At 73.7% G+C, this 22,551-nt stretch carries 19 protein-coding genes; all 19 read right to left on the bottom strand.

The genetic code is table 11. From position 1 onward, the window contains the following. Positions 1–55: 55 nt before the first annotated feature. A complete protein-coding gene (locus HNR30_RS21210; RefSeq protein WP_181611636.1) occupies positions 56–1,369 on the bottom strand; it encodes an MFS transporter in 1,314 nt (437 codons plus the stop codon). Beyond that, positions 1,357–5,511 (bottom strand): non-ribosomal peptide synthetase, encoded by a 4,155-nt coding sequence (locus HNR30_RS21205; RefSeq protein ID WP_181611635.1) that lies wholly within the window; start codon positions 5,509–5,511, stop codon positions 1,357–1,359. The genes HNR30_RS21210 and HNR30_RS21205 overlap by 13 nt, the downstream gene beginning before the upstream one ends. Beyond that, a complete protein-coding gene (locus HNR30_RS21200; protein ID WP_181611634.1) occupies positions 5,508–6,152 on the bottom strand; it encodes a DUF6875 domain-containing protein in 645 nt (214 codons plus the stop codon). The genes HNR30_RS21205 and HNR30_RS21200 overlap by 4 nt, the downstream gene beginning before the upstream one ends. After that, positions 6,149–7,426: an FAD-dependent oxidoreductase gene (locus tag HNR30_RS50225; protein WP_220133799.1), complete on the bottom strand. Its 1,278-nt coding sequence runs from the start codon at positions 7,424–7,426 to the stop codon at positions 6,149–6,151. Before HNR30_RS50225 ends, HNR30_RS21200 begins: the two co-directional genes overlap by 4 nt. Then, positions 7,419–7,679: an acyl carrier protein gene (locus HNR30_RS49395; protein WP_181611633.1), complete on the bottom strand. Its 261-nt coding sequence runs from the start codon at positions 7,677–7,679 to the stop codon at positions 7,419–7,421. Before HNR30_RS49395 ends, HNR30_RS50225 begins: the two co-directional genes overlap by 8 nt. Continuing rightward, the gene (locus tag HNR30_RS21185) at positions 7,676–8,794 is read right to left on the bottom strand and encodes a 2-oxo acid dehydrogenase subunit E2 (RefSeq protein ID WP_181611632.1); all 1,119 of its coding nucleotides are present in this window, start codon (positions 8,792–8,794) and stop codon (positions 7,676–7,678) included. The genes HNR30_RS49395 and HNR30_RS21185 overlap by 4 nt, the downstream gene beginning before the upstream one ends. After that, positions 8,787–9,752, bottom strand: coding sequence for an alpha-ketoacid dehydrogenase subunit beta (locus HNR30_RS21180; RefSeq protein WP_181611631.1), 966 nt, complete (start codon positions 9,750–9,752; stop codon positions 8,787–8,789). The genes HNR30_RS21185 and HNR30_RS21180 overlap by 8 nt, the downstream gene beginning before the upstream one ends. Beyond that, the gene (locus HNR30_RS21175) at positions 9,749–10,624 is read right to left on the bottom strand and encodes a thiamine pyrophosphate-dependent dehydrogenase E1 component subunit alpha (RefSeq protein WP_181611630.1); all 876 of its coding nucleotides are present in this window, start codon (positions 10,622–10,624) and stop codon (positions 9,749–9,751) included. Before HNR30_RS21175 ends, HNR30_RS21180 begins: the two co-directional genes overlap by 4 nt. Beyond that, complete coding sequence (locus HNR30_RS21170; protein ID WP_181611629.1) at positions 10,605–12,044, bottom strand: condensation domain-containing protein; 1,440 nt, start codon at positions 12,042–12,044, stop codon at positions 10,605–10,607. Before HNR30_RS21170 ends, HNR30_RS21175 begins: the two co-directional genes overlap by 20 nt. Then, the gene (locus HNR30_RS21165; protein ID WP_181611628.1) at positions 12,041–13,516 is read right to left on the bottom strand and encodes a class I adenylate-forming enzyme family protein; all 1,476 of its coding nucleotides are present in this window, start codon (positions 13,514–13,516) and stop codon (positions 12,041–12,043) included. The genes HNR30_RS21170 and HNR30_RS21165 overlap by 4 nt, the downstream gene beginning before the upstream one ends. Then, positions 13,513–14,829 carry a condensation domain-containing protein gene (locus tag HNR30_RS21160; RefSeq protein ID WP_181611627.1) on the bottom strand — a complete coding sequence of 439 codons (1,317 nt, stop codon included), beginning with the start codon at positions 14,827–14,829 and terminating at the stop codon, positions 13,513–13,515. The genes HNR30_RS21165 and HNR30_RS21160 overlap by 4 nt, the downstream gene beginning before the upstream one ends. Then, positions 14,826–15,254 carry a S26 family signal peptidase gene (locus HNR30_RS21155; protein ID WP_181611626.1) on the bottom strand — a complete coding sequence of 143 codons (429 nt, stop codon included), beginning with the start codon at positions 15,252–15,254 and terminating at the stop codon, positions 14,826–14,828. The genes HNR30_RS21160 and HNR30_RS21155 overlap by 4 nt, the downstream gene beginning before the upstream one ends. After that, the gene (locus tag HNR30_RS21150) at positions 15,251–17,050 is read right to left on the bottom strand and encodes an ABC transporter ATP-binding protein (RefSeq protein WP_181611625.1); all 1,800 of its coding nucleotides are present in this window, start codon (positions 17,048–17,050) and stop codon (positions 15,251–15,253) included. The genes HNR30_RS21155 and HNR30_RS21150 overlap by 4 nt, the downstream gene beginning before the upstream one ends. Next, the gene (locus HNR30_RS21145; protein WP_181611624.1) at positions 17,047–17,547 is read right to left on the bottom strand and encodes a TlpA family protein disulfide reductase; all 501 of its coding nucleotides are present in this window, start codon (positions 17,545–17,547) and stop codon (positions 17,047–17,049) included. Before HNR30_RS21145 ends, HNR30_RS21150 begins: the two co-directional genes overlap by 4 nt. Beyond that, complete coding sequence (locus HNR30_RS21140) at positions 17,547–18,053, bottom strand: MauE/DoxX family redox-associated membrane protein (RefSeq protein WP_344982212.1); 507 nt, start codon at positions 18,051–18,053, stop codon at positions 17,547–17,549. The genes HNR30_RS21145 and HNR30_RS21140 overlap by 1 nt, the downstream gene beginning before the upstream one ends. 55 nt (positions 18,054–18,108) lie before the next feature. Next, positions 18,109–18,270 carry a hypothetical protein gene (locus tag HNR30_RS21135; protein WP_181611622.1) on the bottom strand — a complete coding sequence of 54 codons (162 nt, stop codon included), beginning with the start codon at positions 18,268–18,270 and terminating at the stop codon, positions 18,109–18,111. 97 nt (positions 18,271–18,367) lie between these two features. Beyond that, positions 18,368–19,948 (bottom strand): AfsR/SARP family transcriptional regulator, encoded by a 1,581-nt coding sequence (locus tag HNR30_RS21130; protein ID WP_181611621.1) that lies wholly within the window; start codon positions 19,946–19,948, stop codon positions 18,368–18,370. 112 nt (positions 19,949–20,060) lie between these two features. After that, entirely contained in the window at positions 20,061–21,587 is a 1,527-nt protein-coding gene (locus tag HNR30_RS21125) for a glycoside hydrolase family 13 protein (protein WP_181611620.1), read from the bottom strand. Positions 21,588–21,589: 2 nt separating this feature from the next. Beyond that, positions 21,590–22,540 carry a carbohydrate ABC transporter permease gene (locus HNR30_RS21120; protein WP_181611619.1) on the bottom strand — a complete coding sequence of 317 codons (951 nt, stop codon included), beginning with the start codon at positions 22,538–22,540 and terminating at the stop codon, positions 21,590–21,592. Positions 22,541–22,551: the final 11 nt, after the last annotated feature.

Genomic DNA, 22,551 nt, shown 5'->3' with positions numbered 1-22,551 from the left:
TCGGGACGGGGGAACGAGACAGATCTGGGCGCCGCAGGAGGCTGCGGGCGGGTGGTCAGCGGTTGAGGGCGGGGGCGGGGTGGCCGGTGGGGGGCGCGGTGGTGTCGAGGCGGCGCAGCCTGGGCAGCAGCAGCGTCGCCGCCCCGGCCACGAGCAGCAGCACCCCGTCGGCGAGGAAGACCAGCGCGATGCCCCGTCCCTCCCCGGTGCCCAGCACCCCGCCGAGCACCCCGGCCAGCGCCCCGCCGGGCAGAAGCGCGGGCGCCATCACGTGCTCGGCCAGCGGCGCCGCGATCAGGTACGCGAGCGGCACGGCGAGCTGGCTGACGGTGCGGGCGGAGGCCAGCACCCTCCCCTGCGCCGCGGCCTCCGTACGGCTCTGCAGCACGGTGGTGAGGCAGGCGTTCACGATCGGGATCGTGAACAGGAACGCGGGCGCCACCACCGCGATCAGCAGCACGGAGGGCCGCAGTGCGTGCCCGGCCAGGGCGACGGAGCCCAGCAGCATGAAGACCCCCGCCCCGGCGACCTTGCGCCGCGGCCCGCCCCACGCGCCCATGACCAGGCTGCCCGCGAACAGCCCGGCTCCGCCGGCGAACACCAGCAGACCGAGCGTCGCGGGCGTGGCGAACGACAGGATGAGCGGCCTGATCAGCACCCCGGCGACGGCGAACACGAAGTTGAAGGCCGCGAAGGCGGCCACCAGCGGCAGCAGCCCGCCTGCTCGCAGCCGGGCGAACCCGAAGGTCAGGTCGGCCCCGAACGAGGGCGGCACGGCGTGCTCGGCGGGACGCAGGATCGACCGCGGCAGCCGGGTCGACGCCACCACGCACGCGACGACGGCGAACGACAGCAGGTCGAGCAGGAACACCCCGCGCAGTCCCACCGCCTCCATCAGCGTCCCGGCGAGGACGGGGGCGGCGATCTGCAGCGCGAACGTGGTCTGCAGCAGCCCGTTGGCCCGGCCGAGGTGGCGTTCCGGCACGAGCAGGGGCGTCATCGCCTGGTAGACGGTCAGGTGGAAGGTGCCGCAGACGGCGGCGACCACGGTGGCCGGGTAGACGTGCCAGACCTGCAGGTGCCCGGTGTGCGCCAGGACGGCCAGCACCAGGGTGACGGCCGCCGCCCCGGCGTCGGCCAGGAGCAGCACGGCGCGGCGGTCGAAACGGTCGACGATCACCCCGGCGAACGGGGTGATCAGCAGGCCGGGCAGGGTGGCGCAGAGCATGTTCAGGGCGAACTGCGTCTCCGAGCCCGACTCCTGGTAGACCCAGACGCTCAGCACGAACGCGGTCAGGCTGGAGCCGATCACCGACACCAGCTCGGCCGTCCAGATCCCGGCGAAGCGCCGCACGCTCAGCCCCGGCATGACGGGACCCGCTCCAGGAGGCCGTCCGCGGCGAACCGCTCGACCGCGAGGGCGAGCAGGTCGCGGGCGGACGGCGGGCCGGGCAGGCCGGTGGCCGCCAGGGTGGCGCGGCAGTCGAACCGGGGGCGTCGTGCCGGCGGCGGCTCGTCGGTGAACGACGGCAGCAGCGGGGTGACGGCCAGGTCGGTACGGCCACGGGCGGCTGCCAGCCAGGTGTGCCAGGGGACGAGGTCGACGGGCGCGCCCGCCTGGGTGAGGACGGCGGCGATCTGCGGGTAGCCGACCGTCAGCCCGTTGAAGTGGTGCAACGTGGCCGTAGAGCCGGCCAGCGCGTGCCGTACGACGGCCTGGGCCAGGTGGTCGGCGGGCAACAGGTCCTCCTCGTGTGCCAGGTCGGGGACGAGACCCAGTTGGGCCGACGCGATGATCATGCGGGCCAGGTGGTCGCCGGGACTCCACCGGCCGGTGCGGCTGTGCGGCCCCACGCGGGCGGGCCGGTGCAGGGTGACGGGCAGCCCCCGCTCCCCGGCGGTGATCGCCAGCCGCTCGCCCGCCCACCGGCTCAGGTAGTAGCCGCCCGACCGGGGTTCGCCGGGAACGCTGCGCTCGGTGACGGTGCCGGGGTGGCCGAGGAACACGCCGAGGGTCGAGACGGTGTGCACGGGGGTGACCGGTCCCGTCGCGGCCAGGCGCAGGATCCCGGCCATGCCCGTGACGTTCACCGCGCGCAGCCGCCCGTACGGCAGGACGAAGCTGACCTGCCTGGCCAGATGGACGACGAGGTCCGTCTCCTCGGCCAGTTCCTCGAACGCCGAGGGCGGCAGGCCGAGCAGCGGGCGGGTCAGGTCGCCGCGCACCGCCTCGGTGCCGCCGGGTGCGGTTCCGTCGAGGGTGAGGCATCGCACGCGGAGGCCGTCGTGGCGCGACAGCTCCTCCAGGACGTGCGGGCCGAGGAAGCCGGTGGCGCCGGTGAGCAGGATCCGGCGCGGAGGTCCCGTACGGCTCGGGCCCGGCCGGATGTCGGCGGGCACCACCAGGTCGGCGGCGAGCTCGGCCCGGTCCGAGTCGGGTCCGACCCGGTCCGAGTCGGGTCCAACCCGGGTCGAGGCGGGTCCGTTCGAAGTCAGGGAGGCCGCCAGGGTCGCCAGGTCGCGGGCGGCGAACAGGGCCGCGATCGGCAGCCGCGCCCCCAGCTCCCTTTCGATGTCGGCCACCACCGAGGCCGCCAGCAGCGAGTGACCGCCCGCCTCGAAGAACCCGTCGTGCCTGCCCACCCGCTCCGCTCCGAGCCGCCGCTCCCAGATCCCGGCGAGCACCCGCTCGATCCGCCCGGACGGCGGCTCGTAGACGGCCGCGCCCAGCACGGGGGCGGGCAGCGCAGCCTCGTCGACCTTGCCGTGGGCGGTCAGCGGGATCGTGTCCATCCACACGAACGCCGCGGGCACCAGGTGGCCCGGCAACCGCTCGCGCAGGAAGTCGCGCAGGTCGCCGGTGCGGTGCCCGGTGACGTAGGCGATCAGCAGCTCGTCGCGGGCGACGACCGCCGAGTCCCGCACGGCGGGGTGGGCGGCGAGGGCTGACTCGACCTCTCCGGGTTCGATGCGCCGCCCGCGCAGCTTGATCTGCCGGTCGGCGCGGCCCAGGAAGTGCAGCACGCCGTCGGCGTCCTGCCTGACCAGGTCGCCGGTGCGGTACATGAGCCCGCCGGAGAAGGGGTCGGGCACGAAGGCGGCGCGCGTGAGCTCGGGGCTGCCGACGTAGCCTCTGGCCAGGCACGGCCCGCCCAGGTGCAGCTCGCCGCGTACCCCGGTGGGCACGCGCCTGCCGTGGCGGTCGAGGACGTGGGCGCGCACGTGCGGCAGCGGCCGGCCGATGGGCAGGGACACGGCCGTGTCGCCGCCGTCGACGGTGCGGTGCACGGTCGCGCAGACCGTCGCCTCGGTGGGGCCGTAGTGGTTGTAGAACGCGATCTTCCCGCCGGTCTTGCGTGCCCAGGCGCGCAGGGAGTCGGCCGGGACTCGCTCGCCGCCGACCATCATGGTGGTCACCGGCCAGTCGGCGGGGACGGGGCCGAGCTCCTCGGTCCACTTCCGCCACAACGCCGAGGCGGTGTCGACCGCGGTGACGCCGTGCCGGGCGCAGAAGTCGACCAGGCCGGGGCCGTCGAGCTCGGCGGGGTCGGGGTGCACGACGAGGGCCGCGCCGCCGGTGAGCGCGGGGAACAGGTCGCCCGCCGAGGCGTCGAAGGTCAGCGGGGGGATCATGAGCACGCGCTGTCCGGGGGCGAAGCAGTCGTGCACGTCCCGGAACGCCTCGGTCAGGCGGGCGAGGCTGTCGTGGGTCACCGCGACGCCCTTGGGACGGCCGGTGGAGCCCGAGGTGTAGATCACGTAGGCGAGGTCGGCTGCCGCGGGGGGTGGCGGGTGCGCGGCCTCGCGATCGTCAACGGTGATCGCGGTCCCGGCCTCACCCCCGATCGCCGCCCCGATCTCGGCCCCGTTGTCACCCCCGATCTCGGCCCCGATCGCCGCCCCGATCTCGGCCTCGATGACGGCGCGGCATCCGGCGTCGGCGATGAGGTCGGCCAGCCGCGCCGCCGGTTGCCCGGGGTCCAGCGGCACGTAGGCGCCGCCCGCCCTGAGCACGCCCAGGATGGCGACCAGCGCGTCGGCGCCGGCGGGCAGGAGGACAGCGACCGTCTCGCCCGCAGTGACCCCGAGCGCCCGCAGCCGGTGGGCCAGGTGGTTGGCGCGCCGCTCCAGCGTCCCGTAGGCGAGCGGCGGGCCGTCGCCGATCAGCGCGGGCGCCAGGGGATCGGCGGCGGCACGCCGGGCGAACTGCTCGTGGACGGGCTCGACCGCGGCGAAGGCGCCATGAGGCCACGTGGATGGCGCGGAGCCCGGGAAGGTGAGCTCACCCAGCCGCCTGTCCCGCTCCCCCGCCAGCGCCCCGAGCACGCTCACCAGGTGCTCGGCCATCCTGGCCACCGTCGCCTCGTCGAACAGCTCGGCCGCGTAGTCGAAGGCCAGCGTGCCCGTAGCGCCCAGCGAGGCCACCACGGTCAGGTCGAACCGGGCGGCGGGCGCGGGCAGGGCGTACGGAGCGACCTCCAGCCCTGGCACGTCGCGGACGCCCTCTCCCGGCAGGTCGACGACGAGCATCACCTGGAACAGCGGGTTGTGCCGCAGGTCCCTGGCCACTCCCGACAGCTCCACGACCTCGTCGAACGGCAGCCGCCGGTGTGTCAGCGCGCCCAGCACGGTGCGCCGCACCTGCCTGACCAGCTCGCCGAGCGTGGGGTCGCCGCCGAGGTCGGCGCGGAGGGCGAGGGTGTTGACGAACATGCCGACCGCGCCGGGATGCTCGCGGTTGCTGACCGGGCTGCCGACGACCACGTCCTCCTCGTCGGCGAAGCGCCCGAGCACGACCGCCACGGCGGCGAGCACCAGCATGAACGCGCTGGTCCTGGTCTCCTTGGCGGCCACGGCCAGGCCGTCGACGAGTTCCTGCGGAAGCGGGAGGACGTGGCGGGCGCCGCGCGAGCCCGGCCGGTCCTGGCGGGGGCGGTCGAGCGGCAGGTCGAGGACGGCGGGCGCCCCGGCGAGCCGCTCCCGCCAGTAGGCACGTTCCGCCTCCGGGTCGCCGGGCTGGGGCGACACTGCGGGCGGCGGGGGCAACGTCTCGCCCCCGTACAGCCGGTACAGCTCGTCGACCAGCACCTCCAGCGACGGCCCGTCGCACGCGAGGTGATGGGCGGCCAGCGCCAGGATGTGCTCGCCCTCGCCCAGCGGCACGAGCAGCACCCGCACCAGGGGCGCCCTGGCGAGCGAGAACGGCTCGGCCACGAAGGCGTCGACCAGCTGCCTGGCCTCTTCCTCCGTGGCTGGCGGCGCGACCTCGAAGGGCACGTCCACGGCGGGGCACACCCTGCCTTCCGGCCTGCCGTCCGCCCCGGCGGCCACGGCCGTGCGCAGCGCCGGATGGCGTTCGACCAGCGCGCCCACGGCCTGCCCGAGGAGCGGCACGTCGAGCGCGCCCGACAGCCGGTGCGCCGCCCACACCAGGTAGGCCTCCCCGCCCAGCCCTGCCTGCTGCAGGAACCACAACCGTTCCTGCTCGGGGCTCAGAACGACGGTCGTCACCGCTCGGCCACCGCCTCTCGCAGATGTTCCGGAACGCGCCGCTGCCCCGCTTCGCCGTGCAGCCGCCGGTAGGCGCGCAGGTGGGCGGCGTCCCCCGCCAGGAAGGGCAGGTCGGTGGCGACCATGTGCCTGATGACCAGCATCGGCACGGGGGCGGCCAGCGGGCGCAGGTCGGGGTTCCACAGGCCGCCCTTGTCCGGCGGCCCCGGGTGGAACTCGCCGATCATCAGCCCGTCGGGCACGTAGGCGTCCTTCAGCTCCTGCTGCGCGCCGTCGATGAGGTCGAGCCGGTCGCCGGCGTCGGGGAAGAGCACCAGCACCGCCGTGTGCAGGGAGTCGGGTTTCTCGCGCGGGGCGAGGTCGGCGAACCAGGCCCGGTACGGCTCCAGCGCGCGCACCACCTCGGCGGCCGACGACGGAACGCCGGGCCGTACCGCCAGGTAGAACCGGCCCCGGTCGATGGAGCCCTGCGCGTACGGGCAGACGGGCCCGCGGCGGCCCAGCTCGGGGTGCGGGCGGCACAGGAACTCGCGCGCCCACGCGGCCACCCGCGCGGCGGCGTCCCTGTACGGCTCGGCCAGCTCTTCCAGCGTGCCCACCTCGACCAGGCGCAGGGCGGGGTCGTCAGGATGGATGATCACGTCCTGGCCGCCCTTCCGCGCATGACCAGGGCGGCGCCCGCCAGGAGTCCCGCCCCGGCGGCGGCACGCAGCACGGCGTCCTGGCGGCGGGCCCGGCGCAGCGCCTGGCCGTACGGCATGGTGGTGTGCGAGATCATCGTGTAGAGCGGCTGCCAGTGCCGGGGGAAGAGCCGGTTGAGCACCACGTCGGCGTGCTTGCGCGCCAGGTGCAGCGGTGAGCGCAGCCGGTCGCGCAGCTCCAGGAAGTTGTCGGCCGACAGGTCGGCGAGCACGTCGGTGTGCGGTTTGCGCAGCCGCTGGTAGTCGGCGAAGGCGGCCAGGCGGTCGCCTGGATGGCGGGCCAGGCACTCCTCCAGGACGACGCAGTCCTCCAGCGAGGAGTTCATGCCCTGGCCGTAGAAGGGGTAGACGGCGTGGCAGGCGTCGCCGACGAGGACCAGGCGGTCGGCGTGGTGCCAGCTCGTGGCCCTGACGGTGGTGAGCTGTCCTGCGGGCGCGGCGGCGAACTGGCCGGCCAGGTCGGGGACGAGCTCCCTCGCGCCGGGCAGGACCCGGTCGAAGAAGGCCTCGATCGCGCGGCAGCCCGGCAGTGCGGCGATGACGTCATGGGGCAGGAAGGCCGTGCAGGTCAGCGAGCCGTCGAGGTTGGGGTGGGCGACCATGAGCGCGCCCTCGCCCGGCCACACGTGCAGCGCCTGCGGCCGGTCGGTCTCCGGCAGGTGCAGCTCCTTGTACCCCCATTCGAGCACGTCGGTGCGCACGCCGCCGGGCACGGCCCGCCGTACCAGGGAGGAGACGCCGTCCGCGCCGACGACGAAGTCGGCCTCGACGCGGCCCCGGCCGGAGACGGTGAGCGCGGGCGACTCCCTGTCGATGCCGCTGACCTGGGCGTCGAAGAAGAAGCGCACGTCGGGCTGCTTCTCGGCCTGGTCGATGAGGATCGAGCTGAGAGCGTCGCGGCGGATCGAGTAGAGGATCTGGCCGGGGTCACGTCCGTAGGGCTGAAAGAAGGGCGGGCCGGAGGGCGGGTGCACCATACGCCCGCGCATGGGCACCGACACGGCCCTGACGCGCTCCCACAACCCTGCCAGCCGCAACGCGCGGATGCCGCGCGCCGACAGTCCCAGATTGATCGAGCGGCCCTCCTCGCATCCGATCGCGCGCGGGTCGCCCCGCCGCTCGAAGACCTCCACCCGGTGGCCGCGACGGGCCAGGAACAGCGCCAGCAGCGAGCCCGCCAGGCCCGCGCCCACGATCGCCGCCCGGTCAGCCACGGCCGGCCCCCGAGGTCTCGAGCTCCAGGAGGGCGGCCAGCGCGTCGAGGTCCTCGGGGAAGCGGCCGTCGAGGATCACGTCGAACTCGCACTCCACGGCGTCTACCAGCCTGACCATGGCGATCGAGTCGACGCCCATCGCCAGGAACGAGCAGTCCGCCGCCATGATGTCGTCGGCGCTCAGCCGTCCTTCGCAACATCGCGACAGGGCTTGGGCCAGCCACTGGCGCATCACGTGGTCGGTAGTCGTCACGTCAGAGCCTCCTTGAGCGCGCCGAGGAACGACGCGGCCTCTCGTCCGTTGATCAATCGGTGGTCGTAGGCCAGCCCGATGTGCGCGATGGTGCGGGCCGCGATGGTGCCGTCCGGCAGGACGACGGCCTCCGGCCGGGGAGCGGTGACCGCCAGCGCGCAGGCGTGGCCGGGGAAGACGAAGGGGATGGCGAGCATCACCTCGGCCTCGGTGTGCAGGGTGACGGCGATGGTGGCGCCGTCGAGGTCCGCAGCGCGGAAGGTCCCGCTCGCGGCGGCGAGCCTGAGCTCGGTCAGGCGTACGGCGATGCGGGCCAGGTCGGAGGTGTCGTGGACGACGGGCACGAACAGGCCGTGGCCGAGGTCCAGGGTGACGCCGACCCTGGGCGCCGGTGCGAGGAGGGCTCTGTCGCCGTCGAGGGTGGCGAAGAACAGCGGGAAGGCGGGATGCAGGCCCGCGACGGCGTGGACGAACAGCTCGGCCAGGCCGACGGGGCGGCGCACCTCGCGGGTGAGGCGGGCGGCACGCTGGAGCGCGGCGCCGAGGTCCATGCGGACGACGGCGTACGCGGCGGGGATGGTGGCGTGGGAGAGGGCGACGGCCCTGCCGACGGCCTGCTGCACGCGCGACAGCGTGACCGCGCCGGACGCGGCGGCGGCAGGGGCGGGGGCGGCGGACAAGGCGGGGGCGGGGGCGGCGGTGAGCAGGCCTTCGATGTCGGCGCGGCGCACGACGGGCACGTCGAGCCCGCGCACCTGCTCGTCGGTGAGGCCGTGCTCGGCCATGAGCGCGCGGGCCGGCTCGGTGATCACCGGGCCGTCGGCGGCCGGGGCCTCCGCGAAGGCGCGGGCGGGTGCGGCGACGCCCGCTGACGCGGCGTGCGGCAGGGCCGTCACGTCGGCGATCACCTGTCCGGGTGTCACCGTCGTCCCGGCCGCGACCGCGTGCCGCACGAAACCCGAGGCGGGGCTCTCCAGCTCCTCGGCGGTCTTGGACGTCTCGACCACGACGAGCGGCTCGCCCTCCTTCACCTCGCGGCCGTCGCCCGCCAGCCACTCCACGAGCAGGTAGTCGGCGTCGTTGGAGTTGAGCCTTGGCACCCTGATGTCAGTCACGAAGCGCCTCCTTCACGGCCCTGCGGATGTCGTCGGCGTCCACGATCACGTCGCGCTCCAGGTGCGCGGCGGCGGGGATGACGCTGTCGCGGGAGCTGACCTGGGTGACCGGCCGCCGCAGCGAGCCCCACAACCGCCGGTGCAGCACCTGCGCGACCTCGGATCCCCAGGTGCCGCCGGCGGTGCTCTCCTCGGCCACGACGACCGCCCGCGCGGCGGGCACCTCGGCGGTGAAGGGGTACAGCCGTGACGGCACCACCAGAGCGCAGCTGATCTCCGACTCCAGCAGCAGCGAGCGCATCGCCTCCAGCGCCCTGGGCACCATGCCGCCCGGCGCGACGATCACGCAGTCCGGCCGCTCGTCCAGCCACACCCTGGCCACCCCGCCGTCCGCCTCCCAGCGGAAGGGCGAGGGCACGTCGTACATGCGCCGCGTGTAGAGCACCTTGTCCTCGAAGAACAGGCACGGCTGCGCCCGCTCCAGCATCTCGGCGAAGACCGCCCGGTTGTCGTGCAGCGGCGACATCTCGTACAACGCCAGGCCCGGCATGCCGATGAAGTGCTTCATCGGGCTCTGGCTGTGGGTGGGGCCGTAACCGCGTCCGCCTCCCGACGGGCAGCGCACGACCAGGCGCATCGGCAGCCGCGAGCCGAACATGGTGACCGACTTGCTGGCGCAGTTGTAGATCTGGTCGAACGCGAGCGCCACGAAGTCGGCGAACATGATCTCGACGATCGCGGTGTCACCGGCCAGGGCCAGCCCGGTGGCGAGGCCGGTGATGGCGTTCTCGCTGATCGGGGTGCCGAGCACCCGGCCGGGGAAGCGCCCGGACAGACCGCGCGTGATCTTGAAGGCTCCGCCGTACGGGTCGAGGATGTCCTCACCGAGCAGGTAGGCGCGCGGGTCGTCGCCGAGCACGCCGTGCAGGGCGGCGTTGAGGTTGTCCGCCACTCTCATGCCTCCTCCCGGCGGACGGGCGGCCGGGCGGCGACGTCCGCGACGACGGTCGCCACCAGCTCGCGCGCCGCGCTGTCCATCGCCGCGAAGCCGTCCAGCGTCTCGTAGCGGGCGTGCCAGTCGGGGATGCGGGCCACGTCGGCGGGGTCGCGGGTGTCGTCGCCCTTGCTGTGCGGCCCGAGCCGATGGGTGACGAACTCGGCCACCAGCGGCTCACCGAGCCGGACCCCGGCGACGAGCGGCTCCAGGGCCCGCCTGATCTCGCCGACCTCCAGCGAGCCGACGCTCACGTGACGCACGCCGAAGGCGGCGGCGCGTCCGGCGATGTCGCCCGCCAGGTGCGCGGAGGCGGGTGTGGACTGGGCGATGCCGTTGTGCTCGACCACGACCAGCAGCGGCAGCTTCCAGAGGGCGGCGATGTTCAGCGTCTCGTAGACGGCACCCTGCCCCCAGGTGCCGTCGCCGATGTAGGCGCAGGCGAGAGCGCCGGGCCAGGTGCGCTTGAGGTGCAGGGCGCTGCCCGCCGCCAGCGGCAGGCTCTCGCCCTGCACGCCGGTTGACAGGTAGCCCTCGCGGCGGATGTGCTGGCTACCGCCGACGCCGCCGCAGATCGCGCCCTCGCGGCCCATGATCTCGGCCAGCAGGCCGTGGGGGTCGCCGAACCTGGCCAGGTAGTGGCCATGCCCGCGGTGGTTGCTGAAGACGTGGTCGTGGGGGCCGAGCAGGGGCGTCATGGCGACGGGCACGTACTCCTGGCCCAGGCAGGTGTGCGTGGTGCCGCCCAGCTCGCCCCGCGCGAACAGGTCGAGCAGCGCCAGCTCGAAGTGCCTGATCATCAGCATCGCCTCCAGGTCAGCGGGTGCGCAGTTCATCGAGCACTCCGGCGATGGTGGGGTTGTCGAAGAACAGGTCGAGCGGTACCTCGATGCCGAGCTGCCCGTGCATGCGGGCGATGATCTGGGTGACGGTCAGCGAGTGGCCGCCCAGGTCGAACAGGTCGTCGTGCAGGCCGATCGGCGAGATCTGCAGGACCTCCTCCCAGATCGCGCGCAGCCGCCCGGCCAGTTCCTCGTCGACGGGTCCGGCCGGAGCCCGCGGCTCGGGCGCGGCGGCCTGCGTGAGGTGTTCCGTGGCGGGTTCGGCCAGCTCGCCGAGCGCCACCTGCGGCGTGGCCGCGACCTGCTCCAGTACGGCACGCAGGTGCGCGGCCAGCTCGCCCGCCACGGCGGCGGCACGAGCCGAGCAGCGCAGGCTCGCCGTCAGGGAGGCGCCGTCGTCGACGAGCTGCAGCTGCAGCTCTCCCCGCACCGCGCCGTTGTGCACCAGCCAGTCCACCGCGGCGGTCCCGTGGTACGGCTGCCGCCTGCGGTAGCTGAGCGAGACGGGCGCGAGCGCGGCGTGCGGGCGCAGCCCCGGCAGCGCGCGGGCCAGCGGCACCTCCCGATGCCGGTAGATCGCCCGGCACTCGGCGCGCAACGATCCGGCGAAGCGGTGAAAGGGCAGGTCGGCCGACGGGCGTGACTCCACGGGGAGCTCATTGACGAACGGGCCGATCACCTCGGCGCTCTCGGGGCGCCGGGTGGACAGGTCCACGGCGGTGCCGACCCGGCTGTTGCCGTACAGGAACAGCAGCGCGTGCAGCGCGGCGAGCGTGGTCTCGAAGACGGTGAGCCCGTCGAGCTCGACCCTGGGCAGCTCGAAGGCCAGGACCTGTCCCGGCCCTGACGCGCGCGAGCTCAGCAGGTGCCCGGCGACCATCACCGGCACCGGCTCGCTCCAGCGCGGCCGCCAGAAGGCGCGGGCCTCGGGCAGGGCTCGCGCCACCCGCTCGCGTTCCGCCTCGGCGAGCTCGGAGAATCCGGTGGCGGGCGGATCCTGGACCACGCCGTCGTAGGCGGACAGCAGGTCGCGCAGCAGCAGGTCCTTGGAGTGCCCGTCGAAGGCGACGTGGTGGGCGGTCACCAGCAGGGTGCGCGGCGCGAACAGGGTGAAGCGCACCAGCGGCCCGGTGCCGAGGTCGAACGGGCGGGCGATGTCGTCCTCCACGCTGTCGCCCGGACCGGCCACGCGCAGCTCGGACGGCCGGGCCGCGGGGACGATCACGGCCACGCCGTCCTGCTCGCGCAGCGCGCTGGACAGCAGCGGGTGGCGCTCGGCCACCGCGGCGCACGCCTTGGCCAGCACGCCGGGGTCGGCCTCGCCGGGTAACTCCACGAGCATCGGCATGTGGTAGGCGGCACCGGCGCCTCGCATGACCCACATCCCGTGCTGCACGAACGATGCCTGACTCATCCCAGCCTCCTGCGGAGCGCGTGCTTGTCGACCTTGCCGCCGGCGTTGCGTGGCAGGCGTTCCAGCTCCACCACGCGTGCCGGCAACTCGTGCGGGGCCAGCCGTCCTGCCAGGAAGGCCCGCAGATCCTCGGGCGGCAGCGGGGCGCGCAGCACCACCGCGGCGGCCAGCTGCGTGCCCAGAACCGGGTGCGGCACCCCGACCACCGCCGCCTCGACGACGTCGGCGTGCTGGTAGACGGCCTCCTCGACGTGGAGCGTGGAGACCTTGAAGCCGCCCGACTTGACCACGTCGCCCGCCCGGTCGGCGAGGTAGAGGTAGCCGTCGGCGTCGATGCGGCCCAGGTCGCCCATGCGGATCCAGCCGTCGCGGAAGACGCCGCGTGTCGACTCCGGATCGCCGTAGTAGGCGCGCGGAACGGCGGGCGAGCGCAGCCACACCTCGCCCGTCTCGCCCGCGGGCAGCGGCTCGCCGTCGGCGGTGGCGATCCTGACCTGGCCGCCCGCGACGGCCCGGCCGACGCTGCCCGGCCTGCCCGGGTCGTACATCATGACGGTCTGGGCGGGCGCGGCCTCGGTCGAGGTGTAGTAGTTGGTGATCGTCGCCCGCGGCAGCGCCCTGGCCAGCCGGGCGCAGACCGCCTCGGGCAGCGGGGCCGCGGCCGAGCCGAGCAGCAGGACGCTCGTCAGGTCGAAGCGCTGGTGCGCGCCGGAGTCGAGCAACTCGACGGCCATCGCGGGCACGACGAAGACGGTGCCCGCCGCGTAGCGCTCGATGAGCCTGGCGAAGCGCACCGGCGTGAAGGCGGGCAGCGTGACCACCGCCGGGTGGGCGTCGAGGGCGTTCATGAGCATGATCTGGCCGGCGTTGGTGCCGATCGGGAAGGCGTGGACGAGGTGCCTGGAGTGGGCGAAGGGCCGCCTGCGGCCGCCCCTGCCCCAGGCGAGGTTGGCGTGGGTGGCCGCCACGCCCTTGGGCCTGCCGGTGGTGCCCGAGGTGTAGAGGATCTGCGCCAGGTCACCGGGCGACGGCGGGCGAGGCAGCGCGGCGCAGGTCCCGTCGAGTTCGGCCAGCTCCGCCTGCCATCGGAGCGGTCCAAGAGTGGCGATGGCCGAAGTGTCGTGCGGGAGCGCAATGGCTGGGCTGTCGTGGAGGAGCGCGGTGGCGCCGCAGTCCTCCAGGAGGCGGGTGAGCTCGGCTTCTCTCAGGTGGGCGGGCAGCGGCACCGCCACGCCGCCCGCGTGGTGGACCGCCAGGAAGGCGACCGCGTAGTCGAGCCATCCCGCCCCGCCGTACCGCAGGCCGACCCGCTCGCCCGGCCGCAGCCCCCGCGCCACGAGGCCGCGAGCGGCGGCCAGCGCGCGTTCCTGCCACCCGCCGTGGGTGAGCTCGCCGACCCCGTGCAGCACGAGCGCCGGGCCGTCGGGATTCTCGGCGGCGCGGGCCGCGAGCAGCCGCGTCGTGGTGCTCATCGCGACGCCTCCCCCACCACCAGCTCGGCCAGGCCGCGCAGCATGTCCTCGGCCTGCTCGCCCCAGCCGGTGTCCTCGCGCCAGGCCAGCGTCAGCAGCGCGCCCGCCGTGCTGTGCTGCACGGTCAGCTGGTACTCCGCGCCGTCCCCGCGCGGCCGGCGGTGGAACAGGCGCTCCTGCTCGGCCGGGTCCTGGTAGCGGATCGCCTCCTCGTCGAGCGACCGGCTGTTGGCCAGCGGCCCCACCACCGTGTCGTCGATGTAGTTGAAGCGCGCGTACGCCACCCCGGTCCTGTGGTGGCCGCCGAGCAGCTCGTCGCACATCCGGGTCGACTCGCGCGGGTCGAGGTTGGCGAAGCGGTGCCCGTGCAGCTGCTGCGCCGCGCATCCGTGCAGCTCGTCGCTCAGGCCGCCGTCGCCGACGACGACGGGCGCGTGCATGACGGCCTTGCGTACCGAGGCCTTGGCGCCCGGGCTCAGCCGGTTGGCGGTGAAGGCGAAGACTCCGGCGGCCGGCGCCTCCTCGGCCCGCCGCACGCTCACGCCGAACGCCGCCAGGTAGACGGAGGCGACGGGCAACCCGCTCGCCGCCGAGAGCGCCGTCGCCGCCCCGGCCAGCCGTCCGGAGGCCAGCCTGCACGAGTGGTACGGCTCGGCGGACAGGCTCCGGCTCGCCCTGGGCCTGGCCCGGTGGCCGTCGAGCCGTCCGCGCAGGTCGGTGAGCCTGGCGTGCCAGAACCGCTCCGCCCGCGCCTGGTGCGCGCGGCCCTGCGGCGAGGCCTCCCAGCCGGCGGCGTCGATCGGCTGCTCCACCTCGCGCGGGCCGTACGGCTCGAGCCCGGAGGACCGCGCCCTGATCGCGGCGGCCAGGTCGGAGCAGAGCACCCGGATCGCCCAGGCGTCCACGGCCGAGTGGTCGAGCACCAGGGCGATCCTGCGCACCCGGCGCCCGGCGGTGAACACGTGCACCCTGACGGGCCACTCGGCCGTCAGGTCGAAGGGGTGCCACGCGGCCTGGCCGAGCTCGCCGCCGTCGCGGTGGACGCGGATGACGTCGGCCAGCCGCTCGTCGACCTCCTGCACGTGCTGGCGCAGTTCCCCTGACGCGTGACCGGGCTCGCGGCTGACGAGTGTGCGCAGGCCTTCGTGCCGGGCGAGCACGTCGCGCACGGCGGTGATCACGTGGTCGAGCCCCGCGCCGTAGCCGGGCGACACGCACGTCTGGTTGGCCTCGAAGGCGTTGGGCGAACCGGGAGGCACCCACATGAACCACTCGCGCTGCGCCCAGGTCAGCCCGCCGCTGCGCCCGCTCACGGCAACTTCCTGACGACGACGCCGAGCAGGTCGGCCAGCGGGAAGTAGCCGTACTGACGCGAGTCGTCGCTGCCCGGATGGTCGCCGACCAGCACCACCCGTCCCGGCGGCACGGTGTGCTCGCGGGCGCCGGCCAGCGCGGGCACCCGCTCGCGCGGCACCGGATCCCCCGGTACGGCCAGCGCGCGCTTGACCAGCCCGAGCCCCTCACCGCCGCGCAGCACCGGGGCGGCGCTGGCCATCAGCACCACGTCGCCCGCCTTGACCCGCTCGGCCGCCACCCGGCGCACCAGCACCCGGTCGCCCGGCTCGTAGGTGGGCCGCATGCTGCCACCGTTGACGGTGACGACGACGAAGCGGCTCCTGATCCACCACACCAGCCCCGCGGGCAGGGCCGCGGCCAGGGCGATCCACGCCGCGGTCACGGCGTCACCAGCTCGTCGCGGTAGCCCTGCGCCTGCAGGTGGAAGAGCCGGGCGTAGCCGCCGCCCGCTTCCATCAGCTCGTCGTGGTGTCCTGATTCCACGATGACCCCCTCGTCCAGAACCGCGATCGTGTCCGCGTGCCGTACGGCGTTGAGCCGGTGGGAGATGAGCAGGCTGGTACGCCCGGCGCGGTAGCGCAGCATGCGCTCGTGCACGTCGTGCTCGGCCTGCGGGTCGAGCCCGGAGCTGGGCTCGTCGAGGATCATGAGGTCGCGGTCGCCTCGCAGGATGGCTCTGGCCAGGGCGACCCGCTGCCACTGGCCGCCCGAGAGCGTCACCCCGGCGCCCGTGCCGTCGGCGAAGGTGCGGGTGAGCGGGGTGTCGTAGCCCTGGGGCAGAGCCATCAGCTGGTCGTGGACGCCCGCGCGTTGTGCGGCGGCGCCGATCCTGGCCGGGTCGCCGTGGGCGGTGAGGTCCCCGACCGCGATGTTGTCGGAGGCGCTGAAGTCGTAGCCCATGTGGTCCTGGAAGACGGCGCTGATGCGCCCGCGCAGTTCGGCCGGGTCCAGCTCTCGCACGTCGACGCCGTTCCACAGGATCGTGCCCCTGGTCGGGTCGTAGAGCCTGCACAGCAGCTTGACCAGCGTCGACTTGCCCGCGCCGTTCAGCCCGACCAGGGCCACGGCGCGGCCGGTCGGGACGGTGAGGTTCACCCCGCGCAGCACCCAGGGGTGCTCGTCGCTGTAGCGGAACCAGACGTCGCGCAGCTCGATGCCCTGCCCTCCGGCCGGGACCGTGGTGGGGAGCGCGGGCAGCGGCAGGTCGGGCTCCGTCGTGACGACGGCGGTGTGGTGACCGAAGATGATCAGCTGCTGGTGGGTGTCGGCGGCCGAGCGCACCAGGGTGCCCGCCGCCGCCTGGGTGCTGGCCACGGCTGCCAGCAGGAGCGAGACGTCGCCCACGGTCAGCTCGCCGCGCCGCGCGGCGAGGACCGCCCAGACCAGCCCGGCGCCCGCGGCCAACGCGCCGAGCAGGCCCAGGCCGCCCTGGGCGGCCAGCTCCTTGCGGTCCATCGCCCGCTGTCCCGCGTTCGCCAGGTCCCGCTCGCCGAGCATGCGCCCGCGCAGGAACGGTCCCAGGCCGAACAGCCTGATCTCCTTGGCGGCCTCCACGCTGCCGAGGAGCTGGCTGTAGAAGATCTCCTTGCGCTGGTTGGGCGTGATGCGCCAGAGCATCGCCGCGCGCCCGCGCGACAAGGTCAGCTCCGCCCACCACGCCGGTGCCGCCGTGACGGCCACGACCAGCGCCAGCAGCGGGCTGATCACCAGCAGGGCGGCGAGGAAGCCGACGAGTGACACCGCCGCCCTGGCCATGCCGAACACGCCCGACACGAACTGCCCCGACGTGCTCGCCCCCTGCTGGGCCAGCCGCAGCCGGTCCAGGAAGGCGGGATCCTCGAAGGGTGCCAGCCCCACGAACCGGTCGAGCGCGGTGAACAGCCGGTCGAGGGCGCGCACCCCCACCCGCCTGCCCAGCTCGGCCGACAGGTAGCGGGTCAGCTGCGGCGCCGTCGCCGAGGCCAGGCCGGTGACGGCCATGGCGAGCGCGGGCCACAGGATGTCGCCCCCGGCCGCCAGCGTGTCGAGCGTCAGCTTCAGCATCCACGCGGCGACCACCGGAGCCGCCGCCTCCGCCAGCGTCACCAGCAGGAAGGCCGCCACCCCGCCGGGCGCCGCCACCCAGATCAGCCGCGCCGCCTCGGCGGCTGCGTGCCTCGTCCCCCCGCGCCCGGTCACGGCCTGGCGCCTGCCTCTGCGGGCCGCTCCAGCGCGGTGAGGCCGTTGCCGCTGCCCAGGACGGTGCCGTCGGGGGCGACCACGAAGAAGGTCGGGAAGACGGTGACCTGGAAGGCCGAGGTCAGGGGGCCGCCCATCTCCTCGACGGCCACCTCGACGGGCCCGGTGATCCGGTCGGTGTACTCCTTGGCGCGATCGGCGCCGCCGACCACGACGGCCAGGGAGGAGCGGGCGGCGCCCGCGCGCTCCAGGAAGCCGGGCAACAGGGTGCGGCACGGCTCGCAGCCGGGCGACAGGAAGCCGATCACGCTCTCCTCCGTCGCGCCGGTCAGCTCGGCGTAGCCCGGTACCCGGGTGCCGGGGCGCAACGGCGGTGGCGGCGCGGCCGCCTGCTCGGCCAGCAGCTCGGTGTGCTCGCGCAACCGCCGGACGACTCCCACGGTGAGCAGCAGGTTGACCAGGCACAACACGGTAAGCACGACGACGAGATAGACCATCACACACTCCTGGAGACAGGGAGGAACAGCTCGACGAGGTCGTCGAAGAAGATCAGCAGGACCGCCGCGCACCCGCCGGCGAGCACCGCCACCGGCCAGACCTCGGCACCCGGTCCCGCTGGATCGCCGGCGGCCAGCCCGGCCAGGGCAAGCGCTGTCAGCAACCCGTTGCGCACGACGTGCCTGCGGCCCAGCGGCCTGGCGCTGACGCCGAAGCACGGGCACGGCTCGTGGTGCCCCCCGGCCAGTGCGCGCAGCACGACCACGGCGAACCCGGCCGACAGCGCCACGGCCGCCGCGAAGCCCCATCGGCTGGTCGCGGGAATCAGCAGTGACAAAGCGGTGAACATTTCCGCCACGACGACGGGAACAGCCCAGCCCGCCATTCCAGGAGCCATGGAGGAGAGGGACGCGCGAAATCCGGGAAAATCGCGCGCCTTACCGGCCACGGCCGTCAGGAAAACAATTCCGAGCGCCCATTGACAACCCGCTGCTACACCATTCATGGCATCCCTCGGGTTTCCGGGGGCGGACCGGCCGCCCGCCCCCGGAACCCTCACGTCAGCGGCAGACGACGTCGCAGTTCGGGTACTTGCAGCAGTACTGGTACCAGCCGTCCCAGATCTGCTGCCACCAGCAGTACGGGCTGCAGGCGGCGGCCGCTTCCTTCCTCGGCGCCACCACGGAGAGCAGGCGGTCGGCCGCCTTTTCCAACAGTGCCATTTCCGATTTCCTCTCGATCAGGTTCCTGCCGAACCGGAAACGACACTAACGAGGGGGCCGTTATTTCTCATACATTCGCCGATGTATGGCTGATGTATCAGGAGAGATGAATGGTCAGGTCTCCGTATTCGAGATGGTCGCCGAGTGCGGAAACGGGAAGCAGGGGGTCGGCGACGAGACGGGCGGCGGCGATGCGCAGCGCCAGCGGCAGCCCGCGGCATCGGGCGGCCAGGCGGTGCGTCTCCTCGCGCTCGGCCTCCACCCGTTCCGGGCCGCACAGCCGTACCAGGAGTTCCTCGGCCGCGTCCGGCGACAGGCGCTCCAGGTGCAGGTGGGCGGCGCCGTCGAGGGCGGCCAGCGGGCGGCGGGCGGTGATGACGACGATGCTGCCGGGAGCGGCGGGCACCAGCGGCCTGACCTGTGCCTCGTCGGCCGCGTCCTCCAGCAGGATGAGCAGCCGGCGGTCGGCGGTGATGGAGCGGTAGCGGGCGGCGGTCTCGTCCTCGTCGTCGGGGATGCGCCGGTCGGGCACGCCCAGCGAGCGCAGGAAGCCGGCCAGGACCTTGCGGGGCTGTTTCCTGGACGTCGCGGTGCCACGCAGGTCGGCGAAGAGCTGGCCGTCGGGGAAGTGCTCGGCCAGCAGGCTCGCCGCGCGGACGGCCAGGACGGACTTGCCGATGCCCGCGGGGCCGTGCAGGACCAGGACGGTGGGTCCGTGGGCGTGCTCGGGGCCGCCGATGACGGAGTCGAGCAGGAGGTGGAGCTCCTTGTCGCGGCCGACCAGGACGGAGGTGTCGGCGGGCAGTTCCCTCGGCACCGCGTGCTGGCGTGTACCGGGGTCGGGGGCGGCCCGATCGGGCGCCACGAAGCGCCCCAGCGCGTCGGCGGGGCGGGGGAAGGAGTCAGTGGGGTGGCGCGGTCCCGGCGGGTGGGTGTCGAGCAGGTCGAGCGCGGGATCGCGGGTGAGCACCGCCTGGTGCATGCGCACCAGCTCGGGCCCGGGATCCACGCCCAGGTTCTCCGCCAGCACGTTCCTGGCCTGCGCGTACCCCGCCAGTGCGCCCCCGATGTCCCCGCCGCGATAGCGGGCCAGGATGAGCTGCGACCACAGCCGCTCGCGCAGCGGATGCGTGTCGGTCAGCCGCCGCAGCTCGTCGATCAGCTGCCCGTCGTGCCCGAGCCGCTGCCTGGCGGCGATCCAGTCCTCCAGCACCGCCAGCCGCTGCTCGTCCAGCGCCGCCAGCGGCGCCTCCAGTCCGGCCGAGCGGCTCAGGTCCTCGGCGGCGGCGCCCCGCCACAACGACAGCGCCTCGCCCAGGGTGGCGACCGCCTCGCCGTCGTGCCCCGCCGCCAGCGCGGCCCGCCCCCGTCCGGCCAGCTCGCGGAAGGCGGCCAGGTCCAGCTCGTCGTCGCCCACGTGGAGGACGAAGCCGGGCGGGCGGCTCTCGACGCGCTCCCTGAGCGTCTTGCGTAATCGGGAGGCGTAGGTGCGGACGTTGGCGACCGCCGACCGTGGCGGCTCACCTTCCCAGGCCGCCGCCACCAGGCGGTCGACCGGGACGATGCGGTTGGCCTCCAGCAGCAGCGCCGCCAGGACCGTGCGTTGTTTGGCCGGGCCCAGATCGACCGGGCCGGCCTCTGCGTCGACGGTGAGTGATCCCAGGATCCGGAACTTCACGCCGGTACCTCCGACGCGGCTCCTCGCAAGCCGCCTGTCGTGTTGCGCCGGGCAGTTTCGGGTACGGCGGGCGGCTCGGGGCTGCCCGCCGTACGCGGGGTGGATCGTGGCCTCAGACGAGCCACACCGCGGTCTCGGCCGGCAGCGCGTCGCCGTCGAGCGAGCCGCTCGCCAGCAGGAGCCTGCCGTGCGCCGGGAGCCGCACCGGGTCGGGGCCGAAGTTGACCACGCAGGTCAGGCCGGACTCCCGGGTGAAGGCCAGCACCTGGGGGCCGAGGTCCAGCCAGGTCAGCGAGCCGTCGCCGAGGTGCTCGCGCCGGATCGCCAGCGCGGTCCTGTACAGGTTGAGCATGGAGCCGAGGTCGGCCTCCTGCGTCTCGACGGTGAGCTTGCGCCAGTCGGCCGGCTGGGGCATCCAGGTGTCGCCCGCACCGAAGCCGAACGGCGGCTCCTCCCCCGACCACGGCATCGGCACCCGGCAGCCGTCGCGGCCAGGAACCGTGCCGCCCGAGCGGGTGAACATGGGGTCCTGCCGCAGCTCGTCGGGGATGGCGTCGACCTCCGGCAGTCCGAGCTCCTCGCCCTGGTAGACGTAGATGGAGCCGGGCAGCGCCATGGCGAGCAGCGCGGCCGCGCGGGATCGGCGGTAGCCGAGTTCGAGGTCGGACGGCACGCCGTCACGCCGCTCGCCGTGGTCCCACGACGTCTCGGCCCTGCCGTACCTGGTGACCACGCGGGCCACGTCGTGGTTCGACAGCACCCAGGTGGGCGGGGCGCCGAGCGGGGTGTGCGTGGTGAGGGTCTGCTCGATGGAGGCGCGCAGCTTCGCGCAGTCCCACGGTGCCGCCAAAAAGTCGAAGTTGAAGGCGGTGTGCATCTCGTCGGGACGCAGGTAGCTGGCGAAACGCTCCTGGTCGGCGAACCAGACCTCGCCGATGAGGATGCGCTGGTCGTACTCGTCGGCCAGCCGCCGCCACGAGCGGTAGATCTCGTGCACCTCGGGCAGGTCGGTGTAGCCGTCGGGGTCGCCGCCGTCGAAGTCCTTGCCCAGCAGCGCCGCCGAGTCGATGCGGATGCCGTCCACGCCCCGGTCGAACCAGAAGCGCAGCACGTCGTGGAACTCCTGGTGAACCTCGGGATTGGTCCAGTTGAAGTCGGGCTGACCCGGGTCGAACAGGTGGAGGTACCACTGGCCGTCGTCCACCTGCGACCAGGCGGGACCGCCGAAGATCGACTTCCACTCGTTGGCCGGCTCGTCGGCGAACCAGAACCGGTCACGCTTGGACGGGTCGCGCAGGGCCTCCTGGAACCACTCCGACGCCACCGAGGAGTGGTTGGGCACCACATCGATGATCACCTTGATGCCCAGCGCGTGGGCCTCGTTGATGAACTCCTCGGCCTCGGTGAGGGTGCCGAAGTCGGGGTGGATGTCGCGGTAGTCGGCCACGTCGTACCCGCCGTCGGCCATGGGCGAGGGATACCAGGGGTTGAGCCAGATGGCGTTCATCCCGAGGTCTGCGATGTACGGCAGGCGTGCGCGCAGCCCGGCCAGGTCCCCCGTCCCGTCGCCGTTTCCGTCGGCGAAGCTACGCAGGTAGACCTGGTAGACCGCGGCTCCCCGCCACCACGTTTCGGGCATGCTCAGCCTTTCAGACTTCCGGCGGTCAGGCCCGCCATGATGTGCCGTTGGAAGAAGAAGAAAACAATGATCGTGGGGATGCTCGCCACGACCAAGCCCGCCATCAGGGCGTTCTGGGTGACCATGTTCGACACCTGCGAGAGGCCGACGCTGATCGTCATGGTCTCGTCCTCGGTGAGGACGAGCAGCGGCCAGACGAAGTCGCGGAAGGTGGCGACCACGGTGAAGATGGAGACCACGCCGAGGATCGGCCGCGAGACGGGGATCACCACCGAGACCAGGATGCGCAGCGGTCCCGCCCCGTCGATCTGCGCGGCCTCGATCAGCTCGCGCGGGATGGAGTCGAAGAAGCGCTTGAGCAGGAAGATGTTGAACCCGTTGGCTGCCGCGGGGAACCAGATGGCCCAGGGGGTGTTCAGCAGCTCCCAGCCGAAGACCGGCATCTCGACAGCGACCAGGTAGGTGGGGATGAGCACCACCATCGGCGGGATCATCAGGGTGGCGAGCATCGCGCCCAGGATGACGTTGCCGAGCACCGGGCGCAGCTTCGACAGGGCGTAGGCGGCGGTGACGTCCACGATCATCGTGAACAGCCAGGCGCCGAGCGCGTAGAAGCCGGTGTTGCGCAGCAGCGTGGGCAGGTCGAACAGCTCCCAGGCCTCGACGAAGGCGTCGAGGGTGGGTGCGGCCGGCCACAGCGTGGGCGGCATCTGGGCGATCTCCTCGCCGCTCTTCATCGCGCCCGTGACCATCCAGTAGAGCGGGAAGACGAAGATCAGCGTGAACGAGACCACGACCGTGACCAGCACGGCCCAGTAGATGCGCCGTCCCCAGGGCGAGTTGAGCTGGTGCGGCGAGACGAGCGTGCGCAGGTGCGAGGGGATGGGCTTCTTCGGCCTGCGCCGCGGCGTGCCGCGGTGGCCGGCCGGTGACGTGTGGCGCGGCTTTGTCATGAGGTCTGACA

Source organism: Nonomuraea soli, assembly GCF_013761175.1.
In the GTDB taxonomy this organism is placed as follows: domain Bacteria; phylum Actinomycetota; class Actinomycetes; order Streptosporangiales; family Streptosporangiaceae; genus Nonomuraea; species Nonomuraea soli.
Note: the sequence above shows the minus strand (reverse complement) of the source record. Positions and strands in the feature narration are given on the sequence as shown.

Bases quoted from the DNA above. Each gene is read 5' to 3' on its own strand.
- HNR30_RS21175 (WP_181611630.1), bottom strand. From the start codon at position 10,624: ATGAACTGCGCACCCGCTGACCTGGAGGCGATGCTGATGATCAGGCAC.
- HNR30_RS21140 (WP_344982212.1), bottom strand. From the start codon at position 18,053: ATGAATGGTGTAGCAGCGGGTTGTCAATGGGCGCTCGGAATTGTTTTC.
- HNR30_RS21145 (WP_181611624.1), bottom strand. From the start codon at position 17,547: ATGGTCTATCTCGTCGTCGTGCTTACCGTGTTGTGCCTGGTCAACCTG.
- HNR30_RS21120 (WP_181611619.1), bottom strand. From the start codon at position 22,540: ATGACAAAGCCGCGCCACACGTCACCGGCCGGCCACCGCGGCACGCCG.
- HNR30_RS21165 (WP_181611628.1), bottom strand. From the start codon at position 13,516: ATGAGCACCACGACGCGGCTGCTCGCGGCCCGCGCCGCCGAGAATCCC.
- HNR30_RS21210 (WP_181611636.1), bottom strand. From the start codon at position 1,369: ATGCCGGGGCTGAGCGTGCGGCGCTTCGCCGGGATCTGGACGGCCGAG.
- HNR30_RS21135 (WP_181611622.1), bottom strand. From the start codon at position 18,270: ATGGCACTGTTGGAAAAGGCGGCCGACCGCCTGCTCTCCGTGGTGGCG.
- HNR30_RS21180 (WP_181611631.1), bottom strand. From the start codon at position 9,752: ATGAGAGTGGCGGACAACCTCAACGCCGCCCTGCACGGCGTGCTCGGC.
- HNR30_RS21170 (WP_181611629.1), bottom strand. From the start codon at position 12,044: ATGAGTCAGGCATCGTTCGTGCAGCACGGGATGTGGGTCATGCGAGGC.
- HNR30_RS21125 (WP_181611620.1), bottom strand. From the start codon at position 21,587: ATGCCCGAAACGTGGTGGCGGGGAGCCGCGGTCTACCAGGTCTACCTG.